Below are 21,318 nucleotides of genomic sequence, written 5' to 3'. Positions count from 1 at the left end.
ACTATCGACACACTTGACTGTACTTGTGTGGCGACGGCAAGCACCATTGCGCTCGTGCGCCGCGGTTGTATCCCTCGCCGCCCGCCCTTATTTATGTCTTTCTTCCCTTCACCATGGTGCGTAAATCAGATATGAGTTCCGCTCTGTCCATCCGGCAGCTAACCAAAACCTACGGCAACGGGTTCCAGGCCTTGAGTGGTATCGATCTGGACGTCGCCGAAGGTGACTTCTTCGCCTTGCTCGGCCCCAACGGTGCCGGCAAATCCACGACCATCGGCATTCTCTCGACCCTGGTGAACAAGACCAGCGGCACGGTGAATATCTTTGGCAATGACCTGGACAAGAACCCGGCAGCGCTCAAGCGCTCGATCGGCGTGGTGCCCCAGGAATTCAACTTCAACCAGTTCGAAAAAACGTTCGATATCGTCGTGACCCAGGCCGGTTACTACGGCATTCCGGCGAAGATCGCCAAGGAACGCGCCGAGCAGTACCTGACCCAGCTCGGCCTGTGGGACAAGCGTGATGTGCCGTCGCGTTCGCTGTCCGGCGGTATGAAGCGTCGTTTGATGATTGCCCGTGCGCTGGTGCATGAGCCGCGCCTGCTGATCCTCGACGAACCGACTGCCGGGGTCGACATCGAGCTGCGCCGTTCGATGTGGACGTTCCTCACCGAACTGAATCAGAAAGGCATCACCATCATCCTCACCACGCACTATCTGGAAGAGGCTGAGCAGTTGTGCCGCAACATCGGCATCATCGACCACGGCACCATCGTCGAGAACACCAGCATGCGTCAGCTGCTCGGTCAGTTGCACGTGGAAACCTTCCTGCTCGATCTGAAGGGTGATCTGGCTGCAGCGCCGCAACTGATCGGTTATCCGTCTCGTTTGATCGATGCGCATACGCTGGAAGTGCAGGTCGACAAGTCCATGGGCATCACCGCGCTGTTTGGCCAACTGGCCCTGCAGAACATCGAGGTGCTGAGCCTGCGTAATAAAACCAATCGCCTCGAGGAGCTGTTCGTTTCCCTGGTGGAGAAAAATCTGTCGAAGGTGGCGGTATGAGTTCCGAGTTCCGTCCCAACCTCGTCGCGCTCCAGACCATCGTTTACCGCGAGGTCAAACGCTTTACCCGGATCTGGCCGCAGACGTTGCTGCCGCCGGCGATCACCATGGTTCTGTACTTCGTGATCTTCGGCAACCTGATCGGCCGGCAGATCGGCGACATGGGTGGCTTCACCTACATGGAGTACATCGTGCCGGGGCTGATCATGATGTCGGTGATCACCAACTCCTACGGCAACGTGGTGTCGAGTTTCTTCGGCAGCAAATTCCAGCGTTCCATCGAAGAGTTGATGGTCTCGCCGGTGTCGCCGCACACGATCCTGATTGGCTACACCTGTGGTGGCGTGCTGCGCGGGTTGATGGTCGGCGTCATCGTGACCATCCTGTCGCTGTTCTTCACCCATTTGCAGGTGCATCACCTGGGTGTGACCATACTGGTGGTGGTACTGACGGCAACAATCTTCTCGTTGCTGGGTTTCATCAACGCCGTGTTTGCACGCAACTTCGATGACATTTCGATCATCCCGACGTTCGTGCTGACGCCGCTGACCTACCTGGGTGGCGTGTTCTACTCGATCACTCTGCTGCCGCCGTTCTGGCAGACCGTATCGCTGGCCAACCCGGTGTTGCACATGGTCAACGCCTTTCGCTACGGCATTCTCGGGGTGTCGGATATCCGCATCGGCATTGCGATCACCTTCATGCTGGTAGCGACCGTGGTGCTGTATTTCGGTTGCGCGCGGTTGCTGGTGAGTGGGCGCGGGATGCGTACTTAAGATCCCTGTAGGATTGATGGCGTCAGTCCAGGCAGCACAAAAAAACGGCCTCCCATTGCGGAGGCCGTTTTGCATTCACGACATTCGTTTCTTCTTGCGCCGTGCCCATTGCCGCGCTACCCACCAGCGCCAATACATCATCACCGCGCAATAGGCGAGGGCACCAAGCACCAGCCCTACCACCACCGAACCCAGCAAAAACGGTTGCCACAACGTCGACAGCTCGCCGCTGATCCATTCCCACGTCAACTCATCCGGCAGATGCCGTGCCGGCACATCCATCAACCACGCCCCGGCCTGATAGGTGCAGAAAAACACCGCGGGCATGGTGATCGGATTAGTCAGCCAGACCAGGCTGACGGCGATTGGCATGTTGCCACGCACGATGATGGCCAGCGCTGCTGCAACCAGCATCTGCGCCGGAATCGGCAGAAACGCAGCAAACAGCCCGACCGCCATCGCGCGAGCCACCGAGTGACGATTGAGGTGCCAGAGGTTCGGGTCATGCAGCAACTTGCCGAGAAAGCGTAAGGATTTGTGTTCCCTTATGCTCGTCGGGTCGGGCATGTAACGTTTGAATAAGCGCCGGGGCATAAGGCTTCTCGGTCGGTTAAGGCGGCAAGTATGTCTGGATTCTACGAAGCCCCCATTCAGACTTTGTGACAATTGTTGACGACGGTCGTGCGAAAGAGCCGCTATGCCTAAGAGCGGGACTCTCAAGGACGGGCTTATGCGCACAGGGATGATGGCGCTGGCAGTCGGTCTGCTTGCCTCTGTTTTTATGCCGGCGTTACCGCCGGTCTGGTTGTTGCTGTTGTTGCCGATCGCCGGTTTGATGTTGCTGCCGTTTCGCAGCTCTCCAGTGGCTTTTTTGCTGTTTGGTTTCACTTGGGCCTGTGTCGGCGCGCAATGGGCATTGAATGATCGATTGCCGGTCAAACTCGACGGTGAGACCCGCTGGCTTGAAGGGCGGGTGGTCGGCTTGCCGCAAATCAGCGAAGGTGTGGTGCGTTTCGAATTGGCTGATGCGCGCTCGCGTCACGGCAAACTGCCGCCGCTGATGCGTCTGGCGTGGTACGCCGGGCCGCCGGTCAACAGTGGCGAACGCTGGCGCCTTGCGGTCAAGCTCAAGCGTCCTGGCGGTTTACTCAATGCTGATGCCTTCGATTACGAAGCCTGGTTGCTGGCGCAACGCATCGGCGCAACCGGCACGATCAAGGATGGCCAGCGCCTGAGCGAAGCGCGATGGGCGTGGCGCGACAGCATTCGTCAGCGTTTGCTTGAGGTGGACGCCCAGGGGCGGGCAGGCGCGTTGGCGGCCTTGGTACTGGGCGATGGCTCCGGGCTCAGTCGCGAGGATTGGCAGATCCTGCAGGACACCGGCACCGTGCATTTGCTGGTGATCTCCGGCCAGCACATCGGCATGTTGGCGGCGGTGATGTACTTGCTGGTCGCCGGGTTGGCCCGATATGGGCTGTGGCCGTTGCGTTGGCCTTGGCTGCCGTGGGCCTGTGGTCTGGCATTCGCTGCCGCGCTCGGTTACGGGCTGCTCGCCGGATTTGATGTGCCAGTGCGCCGGGCCTGCGTGATGGTCGGGCTGGTGCTGTTATGGCGCCTGCGTTTTCGCCATCTCGGCGCGTGGTGGCCGCTGTTGTTGGCGTTCAACTGCGTGCTGTTGCTCGATCCGCTAGCCAGTTTACGGCCCGGTTTTTGGCTGTCCTTCGCGGCGGTGGCGGTGCTTGTCTTCATTTTTGGCGGTCGCCTCGGGGCGTGGCGCTGGTGGCAGACGTGGACGCGGGCGCAATGGCTGATTGCGATCGGTTTGTGTCCGGTGCTGATGGCGCTGAACCTGCCGATCAGTCTCAGTGGGCCGTTGGCGAATTTGCTCGCAGTGCCCTGGGTCAGCCTGGTGGTGTTGCCACCGGCACTGCTCGGAACGTTGTTGCTGCCGGTGCCGTATGTCGGTGAGGGGCTGTTGTGGCTGTCCGGTGGTTTGATCGACTGGCTATTTCAGGGGCTGGCGGTAATCGCCGGGCACTGGCCCGCGTGGATTGCGCCGTCGATTCCCATGTGGGCGTTGGCCATCGGCAGTCTCGGTGCCGTGCTGCTGCTATTGCCCCGTGGGGTGCCGCTGCGTCCGCTGGGTTGGCCCTTGCTGATAGTCCTTGTGGTACCGCCAAGAGAGCGACTGGACGCAGGATTGGCCGATATCTGGCAGCTCGATGTTGGTCAGGGGCTGGCGATTCTGATCCGCACCCGGCATCACACCTTGCTTTACGACGCCGGGCCGCGTTTCGGTGATTTCGATCTCGGTGAGCGTGTTGTGCTGCCGGCCTTGCGCAAATTGAGGGTCGAGAAACTTGATTTGATGCTGCTCAGCCACGCCGATGCCGATCATGCCGGTGGGGCCCTGGCAGTGGCGCGTAGCTTGAAGGTGGATCGAGTCATCAGTGGTGACCCACCGGGATTGCCCGCCGAATTGAATGCCGAAGCCTGCGAAAGCGCACGCCAGTGGCACTGGGATGGCGTCAGTTTTCAGCTCTGGCAATGGTCGGATGCCCACGACAGTAATCAGCGCTCCTGCGTATTGCAGATCGAGGCTAATGGTGAGCGCCTGCTGTTGACCGGTGATATCGACACCCATGCCGAGCGCGTCTTGCTGGAAAGTCCATTGGCGGTGCCTACGCAATGGCTGCAAGCGCCGCACCACGGCAGTCGTAGTTCCTCTTCAATGGCCTTGCTCAAAGTCTTGAACCCCGACGCTGTGCTGATTTCTCGAGGCCACGGCAATTCCTTCGGGCATCCGCACCCCACCGTGCTCGCCCGCTATCGCAAACAGGGTCTGCGCATCTACGACAGTGCCGTGCATGGCGCCATTCATCTGCAACTCGGTACCTTCAAACCGCCCAGGACAATGCGCCAACACCGACGCTTCTGGCGTGATCCGCCCGCTTTTGCCCGTTGATCGGGGGGCGCACGAATGCGGCATCACGGTCGTCGGAGCGGCGGGTCTTAATCGCGAACCGGTATGGTAAAGTGGCGCACTTTTTCGAGGGGACTGTCACTGTGTGGGAATTGGTCAAATCCGGCGGCTGGATGATGTTGCCGATCATTCTGAGTTCCATCGCGGCCATGGCGATTGTCGCCGAGCGCCTGTGGACCCTGCGCGCCAGCCGCGTTACCCCCGAGCATCTGCTGGGCCAGGTCTGGGTCTGGATCAAGGACAAACAGCTCAATAAAGAAAAACTCAAGGAATTGCGCGCCAATTCGCCGCTGGGTGAAATCCTCGCGGCGGGCCTTGCCAACTCCAAGCATGGTCGCGAGATCATGAAAGAGTGCATCGAAGAAGCCGCAGGCCGGGTGATCCATGAACTCGAGCGCTACGTCAATGCACTCGGCACCATCGCTGCCATGGCGCCGTTGTTGGGGCTGTTGGGTACAGTGTTGGGCATGATCGATATTTTCAGTGCTTTTACCGGTTCAGGCATGACCACTAATGCGTCAGTGCTGGCCGGCGGTATTTCCAAAGCGCTGATCACCACTGCGGCAGGCCTGATGGTGGGTATTCCGGCGGTGTTCTTCCACCGTTTCCTGCAGCGTCGCATCGATGAGTTGGTGGTGGGCATGGAGCAGGAAGCAATCAAACTGGTTGAAGTGGTGCAGGGCGACCGTGACGTCGACCTGGCCGAGGGCCGCGCGTGAAATTCCGTCGCAAGCCCCGGGAAACCGTGGACATCAACCTCGCGTCACTGATCGACGTGGTGTTCATCCTGCTGCTGTTTTTCGTCGTGACCACCACGTTTACCCGCGAGACCCAGTTGCGTGTCGATCTGCCGGAAGCGGTCAGTGGTTCGCCGGCCGAAGATCAGCAGGTCAAGCAGATCGACGTCGCCATCAGCGCCGAGGGCGTGTTTTCGGTGAACAACAAGATTCTGCCGAAAAACGATCTGCCGACTTTGATGGAAGCCATGCAGAAGGAATCCAACGGTGACACCAATATGCCGTTGTCGATCAGCGCTGATGGCAAGACTCAGCATCAATCGGTGATCACCGCCATGGACGCGGCCGGCAAGCTCGGTTTCAGCCATCTGCGCATGACCACGGTCGAGGCGGCGCCAAAATCCTGATGAGCCTGTCCGATCGTTTGCTCGCCGCGTGGTATCAGGGGCACCCGGCCCTGACGCTGTTGCGGCCGCTGGAAATGCTCTATCGCCGCGTCGTCGTCGGCAAGCGTCAGCGCTTTCTCGATGGCGAGGGCGAAATCTATCAGCCGCCAGTGCCGTTGATCGTGGTGGGCAATATCACTGTCGGCGGCACCGGCAAGACGCCAATGATCCTCTGGCTGATCGAACATTGCCGGCGCCGTGGTTTGCGCGTCGGCGTGGTCAGCCGTGGCTACGGCGCCAAACCGCCGCAACTGCCGTGGCGGGTCGAAGCGGAGCAAAGCGCTGACATCGCAGGCGACGAGCCATTGCTGATCGTCCAGCGCACCGGCGTGCCGCTGATGATCGATCCTGATCGCAGTGCGGCGGTCAAAGCTTTGCTCGCCAGCGAACCGCTGGACCTGATCCTGTCCGACGACGGTATGCAGCATTACCGTCTGGGCCGGGATCTGGAACTGGTGTTGATTGACGCCGCCCGGGGTCTGGGCAATAAGCGTTGCCTGCCCGCAGGGCCTTTGCGCGAGCCGATCGAACGTCTGCAAAGCGTCGACGGCGTGCTGTTCAACGGCGCGACGGACGATCGCGAGGACGGGTTCGCCTTCCGCCTGCAACCCACCGCGCTGGTCAATCTGCGCAGTGGCGAGCGCAAGCCGCTCGATCATTTTTCTGCCGGTCAAAGCGTGCATGCGGTCGCCGGGATTGGCAATCCGCAACGTTTCTTCAATACCCTCGAAGCGCTAGACTGGCGCCCAGTCCCCCATGCGTTTGCCGACCACGCCGAGTACAGCGTGCAGGCCTTGAATTTCACGCCGTCATTGCCGTTGGTGATGACCGAAAAGGACGCGGTGAAGTGCCGTGCCTTTGCTGCTGCCGATTGGTGGTATCTGGCGGTCGATGCGGTGCCGTCGCCGGCCTTTGTGGCCTGGTTCGACATCCAACTGATGCGTCTGTTACCGGATCGGCTTTTGCCTTAACTCTTTATTCCAGGGAATGTTCATGGACACCAAATTGCTCGATATCCTCGCGTGCCCTATCTGCAAAGGCCCGCTCAAGCTCAGCGCCGACAAGACCGAGCTGATCAGTAAGGGCGCCGGTCTGGCATATCCGATCCGCGACGGCATCCCGGTGATGCTCGAAACTGAAGCCCGCACCCTGACCACCGACGAGCGCCTGGATAAATGACCACAGCCTTCACCGTTGTCATCCCGTCGCGGTACGCCTCCACTCGGCTGCCGGGCAAACCGTTGCTGTTGATTGCCGGCAAGCCGATGATCCAGCACGTCTGGGAACAGGCGAGCAAAAGCAGCGCCAGCCGCGTAGTCGTCGCGACCGACGATGCGCGTATCGTCGAGGCCTGCAAGGGCTTTGGTGCCGAAGTGGTACTGACCCGTGAAGATCACAATTCCGGCACCGACCGTCTGGCCGAAGTCGCGGCGAAACTGGGCCTTGAGGCCGATGCGATCGTGGTCAACGTGCAGGGCGACGAGCCGTTGATCCCGCCGAGCGTAATCGATCAGGTCGCCGCCAACCTTGCCGCCCACACCGAAGCGCGCATGGCCACCCTGGCCGAGCCGATCGAAGACGTGGAAACCCTGTTCAATCCGAACGTGGTCAAAGTTGTCAGCGACGTTAATGGTCTGGCGCTGACCTTCAGCCGTGCAACCTTGCCTTGGGCGCGCGATGCGTTCGCCAAGAATCGCGAGCAATTGCCAGAAGGCGTGCCTTATCGTCGCCACATCGGCATTTATGCCTATCGCGCCGGTTTCCTCCAGGATTTCGTGAGCTGGGGCCCGTGCTGGCTGGAAAACACTGAATCCCTGGAGCAACTGCGTGCCCTGTGGCACGGCGTGCGGATTCATGTCGCCGACGCGCTGATCGCACCGCCAACCGGTGTCGACACCGTCGAAGACCTCGAACGCGTTCGTCGCCTGCTGGAGGCCTGATGCGCGTTTTGTTTGTGTGCCTGGGCAACATCTGCCGGTCACCCACAGCGGAAGGCGTGTTGCGCCAAAAACTGCGTGAAGCGGGGCTGGCGGATCAGGTCGAAGTGGCCTCCGCCGGCACTGGTGACTGGCACGTCGGCAATCCGCCGGACAAACGCAGCCAGGCCGCAGCCAAAGTGCGCGGTTATGACCTGTCGGCGCAACGCGCGCAGCAGGTCAGCCGTGCCGACTTCGCCAGTTATGACCTGATCCTGGCCATGGACAACAGCAATCTGCGCAATCTCAAGGCGTTGCAACCGGCCACCGGCAAGGCCGAACTGGATCTGTTCCTGCGTCGTTATGCCGGGTTGGTCGATGAAGTACCTGATCCGTATTACGACGGCGATCAGGGGTTCGAGCAGGTCCTGGACCTGATCGAAGCGGCCTGTGACCAACTGTTGATCGAAGTGAAGGGGCGGTTATGAGTTTGTTGGTACAACCGCAGGTTTCCCTGAAACCGTTCAACAGTTTTGGTGTGGAGGTTCGCGCGCAACTGTTTGCCGAAGCCCACAGCGATGATGATGTACGCGAAGCCTTGGCGTATGCCGAGTCCCGCGATGTGCCATTGCTGGTGATCGGTGGTGGCAGCAACTTGCTGCTGACCGCTGATATCCCGGCGCTGGTACTGCGCATGGCCACTCGCGGTATTCGCGTGATCAGTGATGACGGCAACCGCGTGGTGATCGAAGCCGAAGCCGGCGAGCCGTGGCATCCGTTCGTGCAACACACCTTGGCGCAGGGGTTGTCCGGGCTGGAAAACCTCAGTCTGATTCCCGGCACCGTCGGCGCTGCGCCGATGCAGAACATCGGTGCCTACGGTGTCGAGATCAAGGATGTATTCGCCGGGCTCACGGCGCTGGATCGCCAGACCGGCGAGCTGCGCGATTTCAGCCTGGAGGAATGCAACTTCGCCTACCGCGACAGCCTGTTCAAGCAGGAGCCGGGACGTTGGTTGATTCTGCGGGTGCGCTTCAAGCTCGACCGCGCTGCACATCTGCATCTGGAATACGGTCCGGTGCGTCAGCGTCTGAACGAGCAGGGCATCGAACAACCGACGCCTACTGACGTCAGCCGCGCAATTTGCAGCATCCGCAGCGAAAAACTCCCGGACCCGGCGGTGCTCGGCAATGCCGGCAGCTTCTTCAAGAACCCGCTGGTGTCGGCGGCGCTGGTTGAGCAGATCAAGGCTCAACACCCGGATCTGGTGGCCTATGCGCAGCCGGATGGGCAGATGAAATTGGCCGCCGGTTGGCTGATCGAGCGCGCAGGCTGGAAAGGTTTCCGTGAGGCCGATGCCGGCGTGCATAAATTGCAGGCGCTGGTGCTGGTCAATTACGGCGCGGCGACGGGGCTGCAATTGCTCGATCTGGCGCAGCGTATCCAGAAAGATATTTCCGAGCGTTTCAATGTCGAACTGGAAATGGAGCCCAATCGTTATTGAGGCTACGCTTTCCAAGCGCCATCCAAAGCCCTGCACTGATAAAAAGTGCAGGGCTTTTTTGTTAATGCTGGGTTAACTTAGCGAGCTAACGATACCAGCCATTTGCTCCACCAAAGGCCCGGTGCAGACGTTTTCGTCGGCGCAAGAGAGCCTGACTAGCCTGAGTCGATCTGCGAACCCACCGCTGATGTTTCCGGCGGCAGATTGCTCGACCCCATAACCTCCAAAAATATGCGGGCGTGCCCATGATTACCCTGAAACTCAACGGTCAAGACCATCCCCTCGATGTCACTGAAGACATGCCGCTGCTCTGGGCAATTCGTGACGTCGCCGGTTACAACGGCACCAAGTTCGGTTGCGGCATGGGCCTGTGCGGCGCCTGCACCATTCATATCGACGGCTTGCCCGCGCGCAGCTGCATCACGCCGATCGGCTCGGTGGTCGGGCAGAACGTGACCACCATCGACAACCTTCACGCTGACCCGGTCGGGCAAGTCGTCCAGCAGGCCTGGCTCGACAGCGCCGTGGCCCAGTGCGGTTTCTGTCAGGGTGGCCAGATCATGTCTGCCACCGCGCTACTGAAAACCAATCCGAACCCTAGCGACGAGCAGATCGAAGAAGCGATGGTCGGCAACATTTGCCGCTGCGGCACCTACAACCGGATCAAAACCGCGATCCGTCAGGCTTCCACTCATCTGAAGGAGGCCAAGGCATGAGTCGCCTACCGAATGATTTCGCCCTGAGCAACCTCAGCCGCCGTGGGTTTCTCAAAGGCGTCAGCGCCACCGGCGCGCTGGTGCTGGCGGCAAGTTGGGGCTGGCAGGATGCGTTGGCCGAAGACAAACCGAAGAAATTTGGCGCCGATGGCATGCCCAACGGCTGGATCGATGATCCTAAGGTCTACGTCAGCATCGCTGCTGACGGCACGGTAACCGTGGTGTGCAACCGTTCCGAGATGGGCCAGGGCGTGCGTACCAGCCTGACCATGGTCGTCGCTGATGAGCTGGAAGCCGATTGGGCCAAGGTCAAAGTGCAGCAGGCGCCGGGCGATGAAGTGCGCTTCGGCAACCAGGACACCGACGGTTCGCGCAGTATGCGTCACTGGTACGAGCCGATGCGTCGCTGTGGCGCCGCTGCCCGGACCATGCTTGAGCAAGCGGCGGCTGAGCAGTGGAAAGTGCCGGTCGGCGAGTGCCACGCACAGTTGCACAAAGTTCTGCACAAACCGTCCGGCCGCGAGCTGGGCTATGGCGAACTTGCCGCCGCCGCCAGTGCCTTGGCAGTACCGGCGCGCGACAGCTTGCGCCTCAAGCAGCCGTCGGAGTTTCGCTACATCGGCAAGGAAGGCACCAAAGCCATCGACGGCGACGACATCGTCAATGGCCGCGCGGTTTACGGCGCCGACGTGCATTTCGACGGCATGCTGTATGCGACCATCGCCCGTCCGGCGGTTTACGGCGGCAAGGTCAAATCGGTCGATGACAGCGCTGCGCTGAAAGTCCCCGGTGTGCTTAAAGTCATTCAGATCGAAAGCCGCCCGCTACCTTCAGAGTTTCAGCCATTGGGCGGTGTGGCAGTTATCGCCAGTAACACCTGGGCGGCCATCAAGGGCCGCGAAGCGCTGAAAATCGAGTGGGACGATGGCCCGAACGCCAGTTACGACTCGATTGCCTATCGTAAAGAGCTGGAAGCCGCTTCGCTGAAGCCCGGTAAAGTGGTGCGCAATACCGGTGATATCGACAAAGCTCTAAGCGGCGCCGCCAGCACCCTCGAAGCTTCTTATTATTTACCGCACCTGGCGCAGGCGCCGATGGAGCCGATGGTTGCCATCGCCCGTTTCAAGGACGGTGTCTGCGAAGCCTGGGCACCGAGTCAGGCGCCGCAGGTGACTCGCGAGCGAATCGCAGAGCGCCTCGGCCTGCCGTTCGATAACGTCACGTTCAATGTGACGCTGCTGGGCGGTGGTTTTGGTCGTAAGTCAAAACCGGACTTCGTCGTTGAAGCCGCGATTCTCGCCAAAGAATTCCCTGGCAAAGCTGTGCGGGTGCAATGGACGCGCGAGGACGATATCCACAACTCGTATTTCCACACCGTGTCCGCCGAATATCTGAAGGCCGGTGTTGGCAAGGACGGCATGCCGTCCGGCTGGCTGCATCGCACCGTGGCGCCGAGCATCACTGCGCTGTTCGCTCCCGGTATGAACCATGAAGCGGCGTTCGAACTGGGCATGGGTTTCACCAACATGGCCTATGCCATTCCCAACGTGCGCCTGGAAAACCCCGAAGCCACGGTGCATACGCGGGTCGGCTGGTATCGCTCGGTGTCGAACATTCCCCACGGGTTCGCGATCCAGAGCTTTGTCGATGAACTGGCGCACAAGGCCGGTGTTGATCCGCTCAAGTACCAGGTCAAGTTGCTTGGCCCGGATCGACAGATCGATCCGCGCACCTTGAGCGAAGAGTGGAACTACGGCGAATCCCCTGAGCGCTATCCGATCGACACCGGGCGCATGCGCACCGTACTGGAAACCGCGGCCAAGGCTGCCGGTTGGGGTCGCAAGTTACCCAAGGGTCGTGGCCTGGGGCTGGCGGTGCACTACAGCTTCGTCACCTATGTGGCCGCAGTGATCGAAGTCGAGGTCAAGGACGATGGCACGCTGATCGTGCACAAGGCTGACATCGCCGTCGATTGCGGGCCGCAGATCAACCCTGAGCGCATCCGTTCGCAGTTCGAGGGCGCCTGCGTCATGGGCCTTGGTAACGCGGTGCTGGGTGAGATCAGCTTCAAGGACGGCAAGGTGCAGCAGGACAACTTCCATATGTACGAGGTCGCGCGCATGTCGCTGGCGCCGAAGGAAGTCGCGGTGCATCTGGTGACGCCACCGGGCGACGTACCGTTGGGTGGTGTCGGTGAACCGGGTGTGCCGCCGATTGCGCCGGCGCTGTGCAATGCGATTTTCGCGGCCACCGGCCAACGCATCCGCAACCTGCCAGTGCGTTATCAGTTGCAGGGCTGGCAGAAGGCGCAGGCGTAATGGACAGCGTCGACCTTAACGTCCTGCGCAGTGTGCTCGAATGGCGCCGCGCCGGGCAGCGGGTGGTGCTGTTCAGCGTGGTGCAGACCTGGGGCACCGCGCCCCGGTCACCCGGCGCCATGCTGGCATTGCGCGAGGATGGCGTGGTGATCGGCTCGGTGTCGGGCGGGTGTGTCGAGGATGACTTGATCGCCCGCCTGCATGACGGGCGCATCGCTACCGATGGGCCACCGGTGCAATTGATCACCTACGGCGTTACCCGCGAAGAGGCAGCGCGGTTTGGCCTGCCTTGCGGCGGTACGCTGCGTCTGACCGAGGAGCGTGTCGGTGATCCATCATGGGTTGCCGAACTGCTCGCGCGTTGCGAAGCCCATGAAATTGTTGCCCGTGAGCTGGACATTGAAACCGGTGAAGTGGTTTTGACTGGCGCCAGCAAGTCAGATTCTTTGGTGTTCGACGGCAAGGTACTGCGCGCCATTTATGGCCCGCGCTGGCGTCTGCTGTTGATCGGCGCCGGGCAGCTGTCGCGGTACGTGGCGGACATGGCGCGGTTGCTGGATTTCGAAGTGCTGATTTGTGATCCGCGCACCGAATTCGTCTACGGTTGGGAAGAGCATCACGGTCGTTTCGTCCCAGGGATGCCGGATGACGCGGTATTGAGCATTCAGACCGATGAGCGCACGGCAATTGTCGCGCTGACTCACGATCCGCGCCTGGATGACATGGCCTTGCTGACCGCCCTCGATTCGCCGGCCTTTTATGTCGGCGCGCTGGGTTCGCGGGTCAACAGTCAGAAGCGTCGGGAGAATCTGGCTCAGCTAGGTTTGTCGGAACAGGCCATCGCTCGGTTGCACGGGCCGATCGGTTTGCATATCGGCAGTCATTCGCCGGCGGAAATCGCTTTGTCCCTTTTGGCGGAAATTGTCGCGATCAAGAACGGCGTTGAATTGAAGCAGAAGAAGTCACTGGAGGGCGCATGAGTCGATCCATCGGTGTGATTGTGCTGGCGGCGGGCGAGGGCAGTCGCTTTCGCCAAGTGGCGGGTGCGGACAAGGACAAATTGCTGGCCGATTGCACCGGGCGTGATGGCGCTGTGCGCTCGGTGATCGAGCAGGTGTTGGTGAGCCTGCCGGCTAGCCTCGACGCGCGCGTGCTGGTGACCACTGAGGCTCGACCGCAGGCAATGCGCATGGCGCAGGCCTATGGCTGTGATGTGGTTTCGATTGAATCGACTGGCATGGGCGACAGTATTGCTGCGGGTGTGGCGGCTTGCCCGGATGTGGATGGCTGGTTGATCGTGTTGGGAGATATGCCGTTTATCTTGCCGTCGAGCATCGAGCGGGTGGTCGCGGCGATGGCTGACGATGCGGTGAGCGTGCCGGTGCAGGATGGCGAGTTTGGGCATCCAGTGGGGTTTGGTCGTTCGTTTGGTCTGGAGTTGTTGGCGTTGTCCGGTGATCGCGGGGCCAGGCCTTTGTTGAAGCAGGGAAGGGTGGTGGAAGTGGCGGTGGATGATCCAGGGGTGTTGTGGGATATCGATGTGCCTGAGGCGTTGGTGTTCAAGTAACAGCAAGATCAAAAGGCATAAAAAAGCCCCGCCTGAATCATCAGGCGGGGCTTTTTATTGGCTTAAGGCATCAGACGAGAGGTTTAGGCTCGTGTTCTTTTTCCTGGGCCTCTTCGTTGTGCTCGACCGCGTCCTGAACGGAGCGTGGTGCTTCAGCGATCACCGATTCAGCCACGGCTTCTTCAGCAACCGGTGCAGGCGCTGCCTCGACCACTTCAGCAACCACTGGCTCTGCAACAACCGGAGCAGCAGCGGCGGCCAGTTCGGCTTCCTTCGCCAGACGCTCTTCTTCACGCTTGCGACGACGCACTTCACGTGGGTCGTTTGGCGCGCGACCGTTTGGCGCCAGAGCGCTGACCGGAGCCGCTTCAACGACCGGAGCAGGTGCTTCGGCAACCACTGGCGCTTCGACGACCGGTGCTTCAACGACTGGCGCTGGAGCAGGTTCGGCAGCCTTGGCTTCTTCAACTACTGGCGCTTCGAATGCAGGCGCTGGTGTTTCAGCGGCGGCAGGCTCGGCAACCCAGTTGAATGCGGTCTGCTCTTCGCGAACTTCACGCACGGTTTCGGTCACGGTTTCAGCGACGGTTTCGACAACCGGCTCTGCAACAACGACTGGCGCTTCGGCGACTACTGCAGGTTCAGCAGCAGGTTCAGCAAAAGCTTCGAACTGCGGCTGAGCTTCGCGAACCGGTGCTACTTCGACTTCCGGAGCAACAGTCAATTCTACCGGAGTCGTTGCTTCAACAACCGGTGCTTCGACTGGAGCGGTTTCCAGAGTAGCGGCGGTGGCGCGTTCGGCTTGCTCGTGAGCCTGTGCTTCGGCCGGAGCGCTGATCACAGTGCTGGCGACAGCGGCGGTTACAACCAGGCCGGCAGCCAGATCGGCAGTGTCCGGCGCTTCAGCGTTTTCGCCGGACTCGGACTCTTCCGAACCTTCGATCACGTTGCCGTTGGCATCACGCTGACGCTCACGACGGTTGCTGCGACGACGCTGGCCGCGGGAGCGACGACGTGGGCGATCGCCTTCGGCGTTCTCCGAACCGTCTTCCGGCAGTTGCTCTTCATTGCTGATCACTTCTTCTTCAGCGACGGCAGCAGCGGCCTGTTCGGCGCGCGGTTGACGCTCTTCACGCGGTGGACGCGGAGCGCGTTCTTCACGTGGCTGACGGGCCGGACGCTCTTCAGCGGTCACGTCGGCAGCGGCCGCAGCAACGGGAGCGGCGTCCAGAGGCTCGCGCAGTTCACGCACGCGTTCTTCACGCTCGCCACGTGGCTTGCGGTCTTCGCGTGGAGCGCGCGGTGCACGTTCTTCACGAGGGGCGCGTGGTGCGCGTTCTTCGCGGGCGGCTGGGGCTTCAGTGCGGGCTTCACGCGGCTCGCGGACTTCACGGGCTTCACGTGGCTGACGCTCTTCACGCGGCTCGCGTGGGGCGCGCTCTTCACGCGGTGCACGTTCTTCGCGCGGCTTGCGTTCTTCATCGCGGCGACCGTTACGGTTGCGGCTCTGCTGACGACCGTTGCGACGCTCTTCGTTGCGGGCCGGACGTTCGGTAGCCGGTTTTTCAACCACAACCGGAGCGGCAGGCTCTTCTTTAGTAGCGAACAGGCTGACCAGCGACTTCACCAGGCCTTTGAACAAGCTAGGCTCTGGTACGGCAACTGGAGCAGGCGCTGGTGCGGCAGGGGCGGCAGCTTCGGTCGGGACCGGAGCATTGGCGCGTGCCGGAGCAGTCTTGACCGCGGCTTCCTGGCGAACCAGGGTGCGGGTCGCAGCGGCTGGCTGGACTTCTTCGACTTCGGCAGCGGCAGCAGCGATTTCGTAGCTGGACTGGTTGGTCGCGGCTTCCGGGCTGTCGTCACGCAGGCGCTGAACTTCGAAGTGCGGCGTTTCGAGGTGATCGTTCGGCAGGATGATGATACGGGCACGGGTGCGCAGTTCGATCTTGGTGATCGAGTTGCGTTTTTCGTTGAGCAGGAACGCGGCCACCGGGATCGGCACTTGTGCGCGAACTTCAGCGGTGCGGTCTTTCAGGGCTTCTTCTTCGATCAGGCGCAGGATCGCCAGCGACAGCGATTCGACGTCACGGATGATGCCGGTGCCGTTGCAACGCGGGCAGACGATGCCGCTGCTTTCGCCCAGCGATGGACGCAGGCGCTGACGGGACATTTCCAGCAGGCCGAAGCGCGAGATGCGGCCGATCTGCACGCGAGCGCGGTCGGCTTCCAGGCATTCGCGGACTTTCTCTTCCACGGCGCGCTGGTTCTTGGCAGGGGTCATGTCGATGAAGTCGATGACGATCAGGCCGCCGATGTCGCGCAGGCGCAACTGACGGGCGATTTCTTCGGCGGCTTCAAGGTTGGTCTGCAGGGCGGTTTCTTCGATGTCGCTGCCTTTGGTGGCGCGCGCCGAGTTGATGTCGATGGACACCAGGGCTTCGGTCGGATCGATAACGATGGAGCCGCCGGAAGGCAGTTCAACGACGCGCTGGAAAGCGGTCTCGATCTGGCTTTCGATCTGGAAGCGGTTGAACAGCGGAACGCTGTCTTCGTACAGCTTGATCTTGCTGGCGTACTGCGGCATCACCTGGCGGATGAACGTCAGGGCTTCGTCCTGGGCTTCAACGCTGTCGATCAGCACTTCGCCGATGTCCTGGCGCAGGTAATCACGGATGGCGCGGATGATCACGTTGCTTTCCTGATAGATCAGGAATGGCGCGGAGCGATCCAGCGAGGCTTCTTTGATGGCGGTCCACAGTTGCAGCAGGTAGTCGAGGTCCCACTGCATTTCTTCGCTGCTGCGGCCCAGGCCGGCAGTACGCACGATCAGACCCATGTCGGCTGGTGCAACCAGGCCGTTCAGCGCTTCACGCAGTTCGTTGCGCTCTTCGCCTTCGATGCGACGGGAGATACCGCCGGCACGCGGGTTGTTCGGCATCAGTACGAGGTAGCGACCGGCCAGGCTGATGAAGGTGGTCAGGGCTGCGCCCTTGTTGCCACGTTCTTCTTTTTCGACCTGAACGATGACTTCCTGGCCTTCGCTCAGGACGTCCTTGATGTTGACGCGGCCTTCAGGAGCTTTCTTGAAGTATTCGCGGGAGATTTCTTTGAGTGGCAGGAAGCCGTGGCGCTCGGAGCCGAAATCGACAAAGGCAGCCTCAAGGCTTGGTTCGATGCGAGTGATGCGGCCTTTATAGATGTTGGCCTTCTTCTGCTCGCGTGCACCGGATTCGATGTCCAGGTCGTAGAGGCGTTGGCCATCTACCAGTGCAACACGCAACTCTTCTGGTTGAGTTGCGTTAATCAGCATTCTTTTCATGTAGTACCGTCGGTTTCCGGGCTGCCGGAAACGGCGTTCGGCACACACGACTTCTCACGGTCGGTGTCAGGTGCGTCGGGAGTGGTTGGCCATTCCCGTGTCCAGCGATGTGCGACCAATTGGGCCGATACCGCGACGTACGCGTCCTGCTTGCTGTGGCTACTTAAGCACTCAGTCAGGAGGAGGAATCAACCAGCGGCTGTGGACGAGATGAAGCGTCTTGATAAAGCCTATTGCTACACAGTCCAGCGGTTGTGCATCTCCACCCTACACGTATCCCTGATAATTCGGGTGCTGCCGCGCGCAGAATCCGCAGCGGGTTGGCATTTACCGTGAGCTCCGAAAGGGGAGGTCACGCATCATGGCTAATTTAGGCAGTGTTTCCGAAGCGTTCGCTCGAGGTCATTCGCAGCTGACTGCACTTTGTGAACTGGCCTTGAATGTTTGCCTGCCAGGCGAGTTAAAACTCTGCTCGGCGGTGTGATTCAGGCCTCATGTCACCTGCGCTTGTTACAACTGCAAACTCCACCGTTACGTAGCGAAAGCCCCGTAGGACGGCCTCGCGTCCTGGTGAATTGCGTTGGTCAGGGCCGGTTTTTGACCGTGGTGCCGCTGTCCAGGCCGCTTTTGGCGGCGTTCGCGACTATAGCAGCAATGATTAAGTGCTTCAATTCCATAAAAATTGTTATCATCCGCGCCATGACAACTACTGCCCCTTCGACTCCAGGCGTTCAACTGCTTGAAGTCTCGCCGGAGTATGCCGGCCAACGAATCGACAATTTCCTCCTCGCCCGGCTCAAAGGCGTGCCCAAGACCTTGATTTACCGCATTTTGCGCAAAGGCGAAGTGCGTGTGAACAAAGGTCGGATCAAGCCCGAATACAAGCTGCAGGCCGGCGATATCGTGCGTGTGCCACCAGTTCGCGTGCCGGAGCGTGACGAGCCGGTGCCTCTGGCCCAAGGCCTTTTGCAGCGCCTGGAAGCCTCGATTGTCTACGAAGACAAAGCGCTGATCGTGATCAACAAGCCCGCCGGCATTGCGGTTCACGGCGGCAGCGGATTGAATTTCGGCGTAATCGAAGCCTTTCGTCAGTTGCGTCCGGATGCCAAGGAGCTGGAACTGGTTCACCGTCTCGATCGCGACACCTCCGGCCTGCTGATGATCGCCAAGAAGCGCAGCATGCTGCGTCACTTGCACGAAAAACTGCGTGGCGATGGCGTCGATAAACGCTACATGGCGCTGGTTCGCGGTAACTGGGCGACCTCGATCAAGCAGGTCAGTGCGCCGTTGCTCAAGAGCAATCTGCGTTCCGGCGAGCGCATGGTCGAAGTCAACGATGAAGGCAAAGAAGCCCTGACCGTGTTCAAGGTGCTGCGCCGCTTCGGCGATTTCGCCACCATGGTCGAGGCCAAGCCTGTTACCGGGCGTACCCACCAGATTCGCGTCCATACCTTGCACGCCGGGCATTGCATTGCCGGTGACAGCAAGTACGGCGATGACGACTTCACCAAGGAAATCCGTGATCTGGGCGGCAAGCGCCTGTTCCTGCACGCTTACATGCTGACCGTGCCCCTGCCCGATGGCGGCAAGCTGACCTTGCAGGCCCCGGTCGATGAGATGTGGGCCAAAACTGTGGAGCGCCTGAGTGCAGCACCCTGATTACAAATTGCTGATTTTTGATTGGGACGGCACGCTGGCTGATTCCATTGGTCGGATTGTCGAGGCGATGCACGTTGCGTCCGAACGTTCCGGTTTTCAGTTGCGTGACGATTTTGCCGTCAAAGGCATTATTGGTCTGGGCTTGCCGGAGGCGATACGCACGCTGTATCCCGAGATCGGCGATGCCGAGCTGATTGCATTCCGTGAGTTTTACGCTGAGCACTACATCGCCGCGGAGGCCGTACCTTCGCCGTTGTTCGAAGGTGTTGTCGAGTCGATGGCCTCGTTTCGCGATGATGGCTATCACTTGGCTGTCGCGACTGGTAAGGCCCGTCGCGGGCTGGATCGCGTACTCAAGGCGCACGGCTGGGAAGATTATTTCGATATCACCCGCGCTGCCGATGAAACTGCCAGCAAGCCGCACCCTCTGATGCTTGAGCAGATTCTCGCCCATTGCGGCGTACGTCCCGAGCAGGCGCTGATGGTCGGGGATTCGTCCTTCGATCTCGAAATGGCGCGCAACGCAGGGATGGGCTCGGTAGCGGTCAGCTATGGCGCGCAATCGATCGAGGCGTTGAAGCTATTTGAGCCGCGCCTGTCGATCGACCGTTTTTCCGAATTGCATGCCTGGCTGGGGAAGCAGGCTTAATATGTTTTTGCTGGGGTGGATGGCATGACCGACGAATGGAAAGCACCGGCCAAGGCAAGTGCCGACGGCGGTGACGAGAAAAGCTGGAAGCTGTTGGAGAAGACCCTTCTGGCAGGTGTGCAGGAGCAGCGTCGCTCGCGGCGTTGGGGGATTTTCTTCAAGCTGCTGACGTTTGTTTATCTGTTTGTTGCGTTGATCCTGTTCACGCCGCTGATGGACATGGAAAAGAGCGCCACACGCGGCACCAACTACACCGCTTTGATCGATGTCACTGGCGTGATCGCCGACAAGGAGCCGGCCAGTGCCGATAATATTGTCGGTAGCCTGCGTGCTGCATTCGAAGACAAGAAGGTCAAGGGTGTCATCCTGCGGATCAACAGCCCGGGCGGCAGTCCGGTGCAGTCGGGTTATGTGTATGACGAGATCAAACGCCTGCGAGCGCTGCATCCGGATACCAAGTTGTATGCGGTGATCTCCGATCTCGGCGCGTCGGGTGCGTATTACATCGCCAGCGCGGCGGATCAGATCTATGCCGACAAAGCGAGTCTGGTTGGCTCCATTGGTGTGACGGCGGCGGGTTATGGCTTTGTCGGGACCATGGAGAAGCTGGGTGTCGAGCGTCGTACGTACACGTCCGGCGAGCACAAGTCGTTCCTTGATCCGTTCCAGCCACAGAAGCCTGAAGAAACTGCGTTCTGGCAAAGCGTGCTGGACACTACGCACAAGCAGTTCATCAATAGCGTCAAGCAAGGCCGTGGTGACCGTCTGAAGGACAAAGAGCATCCGGAGCTATTCTCAGGGCTGGTCTGGTCGGGCGAGCAAGCACTGCCGCTTGGGCTGATTGATGGCTTGGGTAATGCCAGTTCCGTGGCGCGTGACGTGATCGGCGAGAAAGAACTGGTGGATTTCACTGTTCAGGAATCACCGTTCGACCGTTTCTCGAAGAAGCTTGGTGCCAGCGTGGCTGAGCAGTTGGCGATGTGGATGGGTTTCCAGGGGCCTTCGTTGCGCTGAGTTGTCGATGCATAAAAAAACCGGCCTTGATGGCCGGTTTTTTGTGGTCATGGGATTTGCACGCCCTCGACCAGCAGCATGTCGATCAGGCGAATCAGCGGCAGGCCGATCAGGCTGGTAGCGTCCGGGCCTTCAGTGGACTGGAACAGGCTCACGCCGAGGCCTTCGGCCTTGAAGCTGCCAGCGCAGTCGTAAGGCTGTTCGATGCGCAGGTAGTGCTCGATGCGAGCCACGTCGAGTTGACGCATGTGTACGGTGAATGGCACGCAATCGACCTGACATTGGCCGGTCTGGCTATTGAGAAGGGCCAGGCCGGTCAAGAAGGTCACGCTGGCGCCGCTGGCAGCCAACAGCTGTTCGCGGGCCTTCTCGAAGGTGTGCGGCTTGCCGATGATCTGAGCGCCGAGGACGGCCACCTGGTCCGAGCCGATAATCAGATGAGCGGGATGGCTGTCGGCAAGTGCGCGGGCTTTTTGTTCGGCGAGGCGTTTGACCAGGTCGATTGCCGATTCGCCGGGGCGGTGGCTTTCATCTATATCTGGCGAGCTGCAGACGAACGGCAGGTGCAGGCGGGCGAGTAATTCGCGGCGATAAGTCGAGCTTGAAGCGAGTAATAAAGGCAGCATTCGCGTCTCCTGAGGCAGGTGCGG

The 21,318-nt window shown here is 60.4% G+C and carries 20 protein-coding genes; 17 read left to right on the top strand and 3 right to left on the bottom strand.

Features of this window, described 5'->3' with window-relative positions; translation table 11 throughout:
* Window positions 1–131 precede the first annotated feature (131 nt).
* Both ACA069_RS20855 and ACA069_RS20850 read left to right on the top strand, forming a co-directional pair.
* Window positions 132–1,064, top strand: a complete 933-nt coding sequence (locus tag ACA069_RS20855; protein WP_497615127.1) for an ABC transporter ATP-binding protein — start codon at window positions 132–134, stop codon at window positions 1,062–1,064.
* Window positions 1,061–1,840, top strand: coding sequence for an ABC transporter permease (locus ACA069_RS20850; protein ID WP_187677812.1), 780 nt, complete (start codon window positions 1,061–1,063; stop codon window positions 1,838–1,840). The genes ACA069_RS20855 and ACA069_RS20850 overlap by 4 nt, the downstream gene beginning before the upstream one ends.
* A gap of 75 nt (window positions 1,841–1,915) precedes the next feature.
* Here the strand turns inward: ACA069_RS20850 and ACA069_RS20845 are convergent, their stop codons facing one another.
* On the bottom strand, window positions 1,916–2,434 hold the full coding sequence (locus tag ACA069_RS20845; RefSeq protein ID WP_187677811.1) for a DUF2062 domain-containing protein: 519 nt from the start codon (window positions 2,432–2,434) through the stop codon (window positions 1,916–1,918).
* A 136-nt stretch (window positions 2,435–2,570) separates the two neighbouring features.
* Here ACA069_RS20845 and ACA069_RS20840 point away from each other — a divergent pair, with 136 nt between their 5' ends.
* The 12 genes from ACA069_RS20840 (at window position 2,571) to ACA069_RS20785 (ending at window position 14,027) form a co-directional block, all read left to right on the top strand.
* Entirely contained in the window at window positions 2,571–4,805 is a 2,235-nt protein-coding gene (locus ACA069_RS20840) for a DNA internalization-related competence protein ComEC/Rec2 (protein WP_497615126.1), read from the top strand.
* Window positions 4,806–4,906: 101 nt separating this feature from the next.
* Window positions 4,907–5,542, top strand: a complete 636-nt coding sequence (pocA, locus tag ACA069_RS20835) for a flagellar polar localization protein PocA (protein WP_167394894.1) — start codon at window positions 4,907–4,909, stop codon at window positions 5,540–5,542.
* Window positions 5,539–5,967 (top strand): flagellar polar localization protein PocB, encoded by a 429-nt coding sequence (pocB, locus tag ACA069_RS20830; protein ID WP_489878993.1) that lies wholly within the window; start codon window positions 5,539–5,541, stop codon window positions 5,965–5,967. The genes pocA and pocB overlap by 4 nt, the downstream gene beginning before the upstream one ends.
* Window positions 5,967–6,977: a tetraacyldisaccharide 4'-kinase gene (gene lpxK, locus ACA069_RS20825; RefSeq protein ID WP_401270138.1), complete on the top strand. Its 1,011-nt coding sequence runs from the start codon at window positions 5,967–5,969 to the stop codon at window positions 6,975–6,977. Before pocB ends, lpxK begins: the two co-directional genes overlap by 1 nt.
* A gap of 22 nt (window positions 6,978–6,999) precedes the next feature.
* Window positions 7,000–7,185: a Trm112 family protein gene (locus ACA069_RS20820; protein WP_187677807.1), complete on the top strand. Its 186-nt coding sequence runs from the start codon at window positions 7,000–7,002 to the stop codon at window positions 7,183–7,185.
* Window positions 7,182–7,946 carry a 3-deoxy-manno-octulosonate cytidylyltransferase gene (kdsB, locus tag ACA069_RS20815; protein WP_187677806.1) on the top strand — a complete coding sequence of 255 codons (765 nt, stop codon included), beginning with the start codon at window positions 7,182–7,184 and terminating at the stop codon, window positions 7,944–7,946. Before ACA069_RS20820 ends, kdsB begins: the two co-directional genes overlap by 4 nt.
* A complete protein-coding gene (locus ACA069_RS20810; RefSeq protein ID WP_497615125.1) occupies window positions 7,946–8,410 on the top strand; it encodes a low molecular weight protein-tyrosine-phosphatase in 465 nt (154 codons plus the stop codon). Before kdsB ends, ACA069_RS20810 begins: the two co-directional genes overlap by 1 nt.
* Window positions 8,407–9,426, top strand: coding sequence for a UDP-N-acetylmuramate dehydrogenase (gene murB, locus ACA069_RS20805; protein ID WP_401270134.1), 1,020 nt, complete (start codon window positions 8,407–8,409; stop codon window positions 9,424–9,426). Before ACA069_RS20810 ends, murB begins: the two co-directional genes overlap by 4 nt.
* Before the next feature lie 245 nt (window positions 9,427–9,671).
* Entirely contained in the window at window positions 9,672–10,142 is a 471-nt protein-coding gene (locus ACA069_RS20800) for a (2Fe-2S)-binding protein (RefSeq protein ID WP_123466814.1), read from the top strand.
* A complete protein-coding gene (locus ACA069_RS20795) occupies window positions 10,139–12,460 on the top strand; it encodes a xanthine dehydrogenase family protein molybdopterin-binding subunit (RefSeq protein ID WP_401270130.1) in 2,322 nt (773 codons plus the stop codon). The genes ACA069_RS20800 and ACA069_RS20795 overlap by 4 nt, the downstream gene beginning before the upstream one ends.
* Window positions 12,460–13,440, top strand: a complete 981-nt coding sequence (locus ACA069_RS20790) for an XdhC family protein (RefSeq protein WP_497615124.1) — start codon at window positions 12,460–12,462, stop codon at window positions 13,438–13,440. The genes ACA069_RS20795 and ACA069_RS20790 overlap by 1 nt, the downstream gene beginning before the upstream one ends.
* A complete protein-coding gene (locus tag ACA069_RS20785) occupies window positions 13,437–14,027 on the top strand; it encodes a nucleotidyltransferase family protein (RefSeq protein WP_497615123.1) in 591 nt (196 codons plus the stop codon). The genes ACA069_RS20790 and ACA069_RS20785 overlap by 4 nt, the downstream gene beginning before the upstream one ends.
* A 70-nt stretch (window positions 14,028–14,097) precedes the next feature.
* Here ACA069_RS20785 and rne read toward each other — a convergent pair whose 3' ends face one another.
* Window positions 14,098–17,346 carry a ribonuclease E gene (gene rne, locus ACA069_RS20780; protein ID WP_497615122.1) on the bottom strand — a complete coding sequence of 1,083 codons (3,249 nt, stop codon included), beginning with the start codon at window positions 17,344–17,346 and terminating at the stop codon, window positions 14,098–14,100.
* 699 nt (window positions 17,347–18,045) lie between these two features.
* On the opposite strand from rne, the gene rluC reads away from it, so the two are divergent.
* The 3 genes from rluC to sppA are packed head-to-tail and all read left to right on the top strand — an operon-like array spanning window position 18,046 to window position 20,668.
* Window positions 18,046–19,005: a 23S rRNA pseudouridine(955/2504/2580) synthase RluC gene (gene rluC, locus ACA069_RS20775; protein ID WP_187677799.1), complete on the top strand. Its 960-nt coding sequence runs from the start codon at window positions 18,046–18,048 to the stop codon at window positions 19,003–19,005.
* The gene (locus ACA069_RS20770; protein ID WP_401272227.1) at window positions 18,992–19,654 is read left to right on the top strand and encodes an HAD-IA family hydrolase; all 663 of its coding nucleotides are present in this window, start codon (window positions 18,992–18,994) and stop codon (window positions 19,652–19,654) included. The genes rluC and ACA069_RS20770 overlap by 14 nt, the downstream gene beginning before the upstream one ends.
* Before the next feature lie 24 nt (window positions 19,655–19,678).
* Window positions 19,679–20,668 carry a signal peptide peptidase SppA gene (gene sppA / locus ACA069_RS20765; protein ID WP_489879002.1) on the top strand — a complete coding sequence of 330 codons (990 nt, stop codon included), beginning with the start codon at window positions 19,679–19,681 and terminating at the stop codon, window positions 20,666–20,668.
* Window positions 20,669–20,715: 47 nt separating this feature from the next.
* On the opposite strand, the gene ACA069_RS20760 is transcribed toward sppA, so the two are convergent.
* Window positions 20,716–21,294: a Maf family protein gene (locus tag ACA069_RS20760; protein WP_489879003.1), complete on the bottom strand. Its 579-nt coding sequence runs from the start codon at window positions 21,292–21,294 to the stop codon at window positions 20,716–20,718.
* Window positions 21,295–21,318: the final 24 nt, after the last annotated feature.

The sequence above is a fragment of the Pseudomonas sp. LBUM1652 genome (genome assembly GCF_059716105.1).
This window is presented reverse-complemented; position numbering and strand designations above follow the sequence as displayed.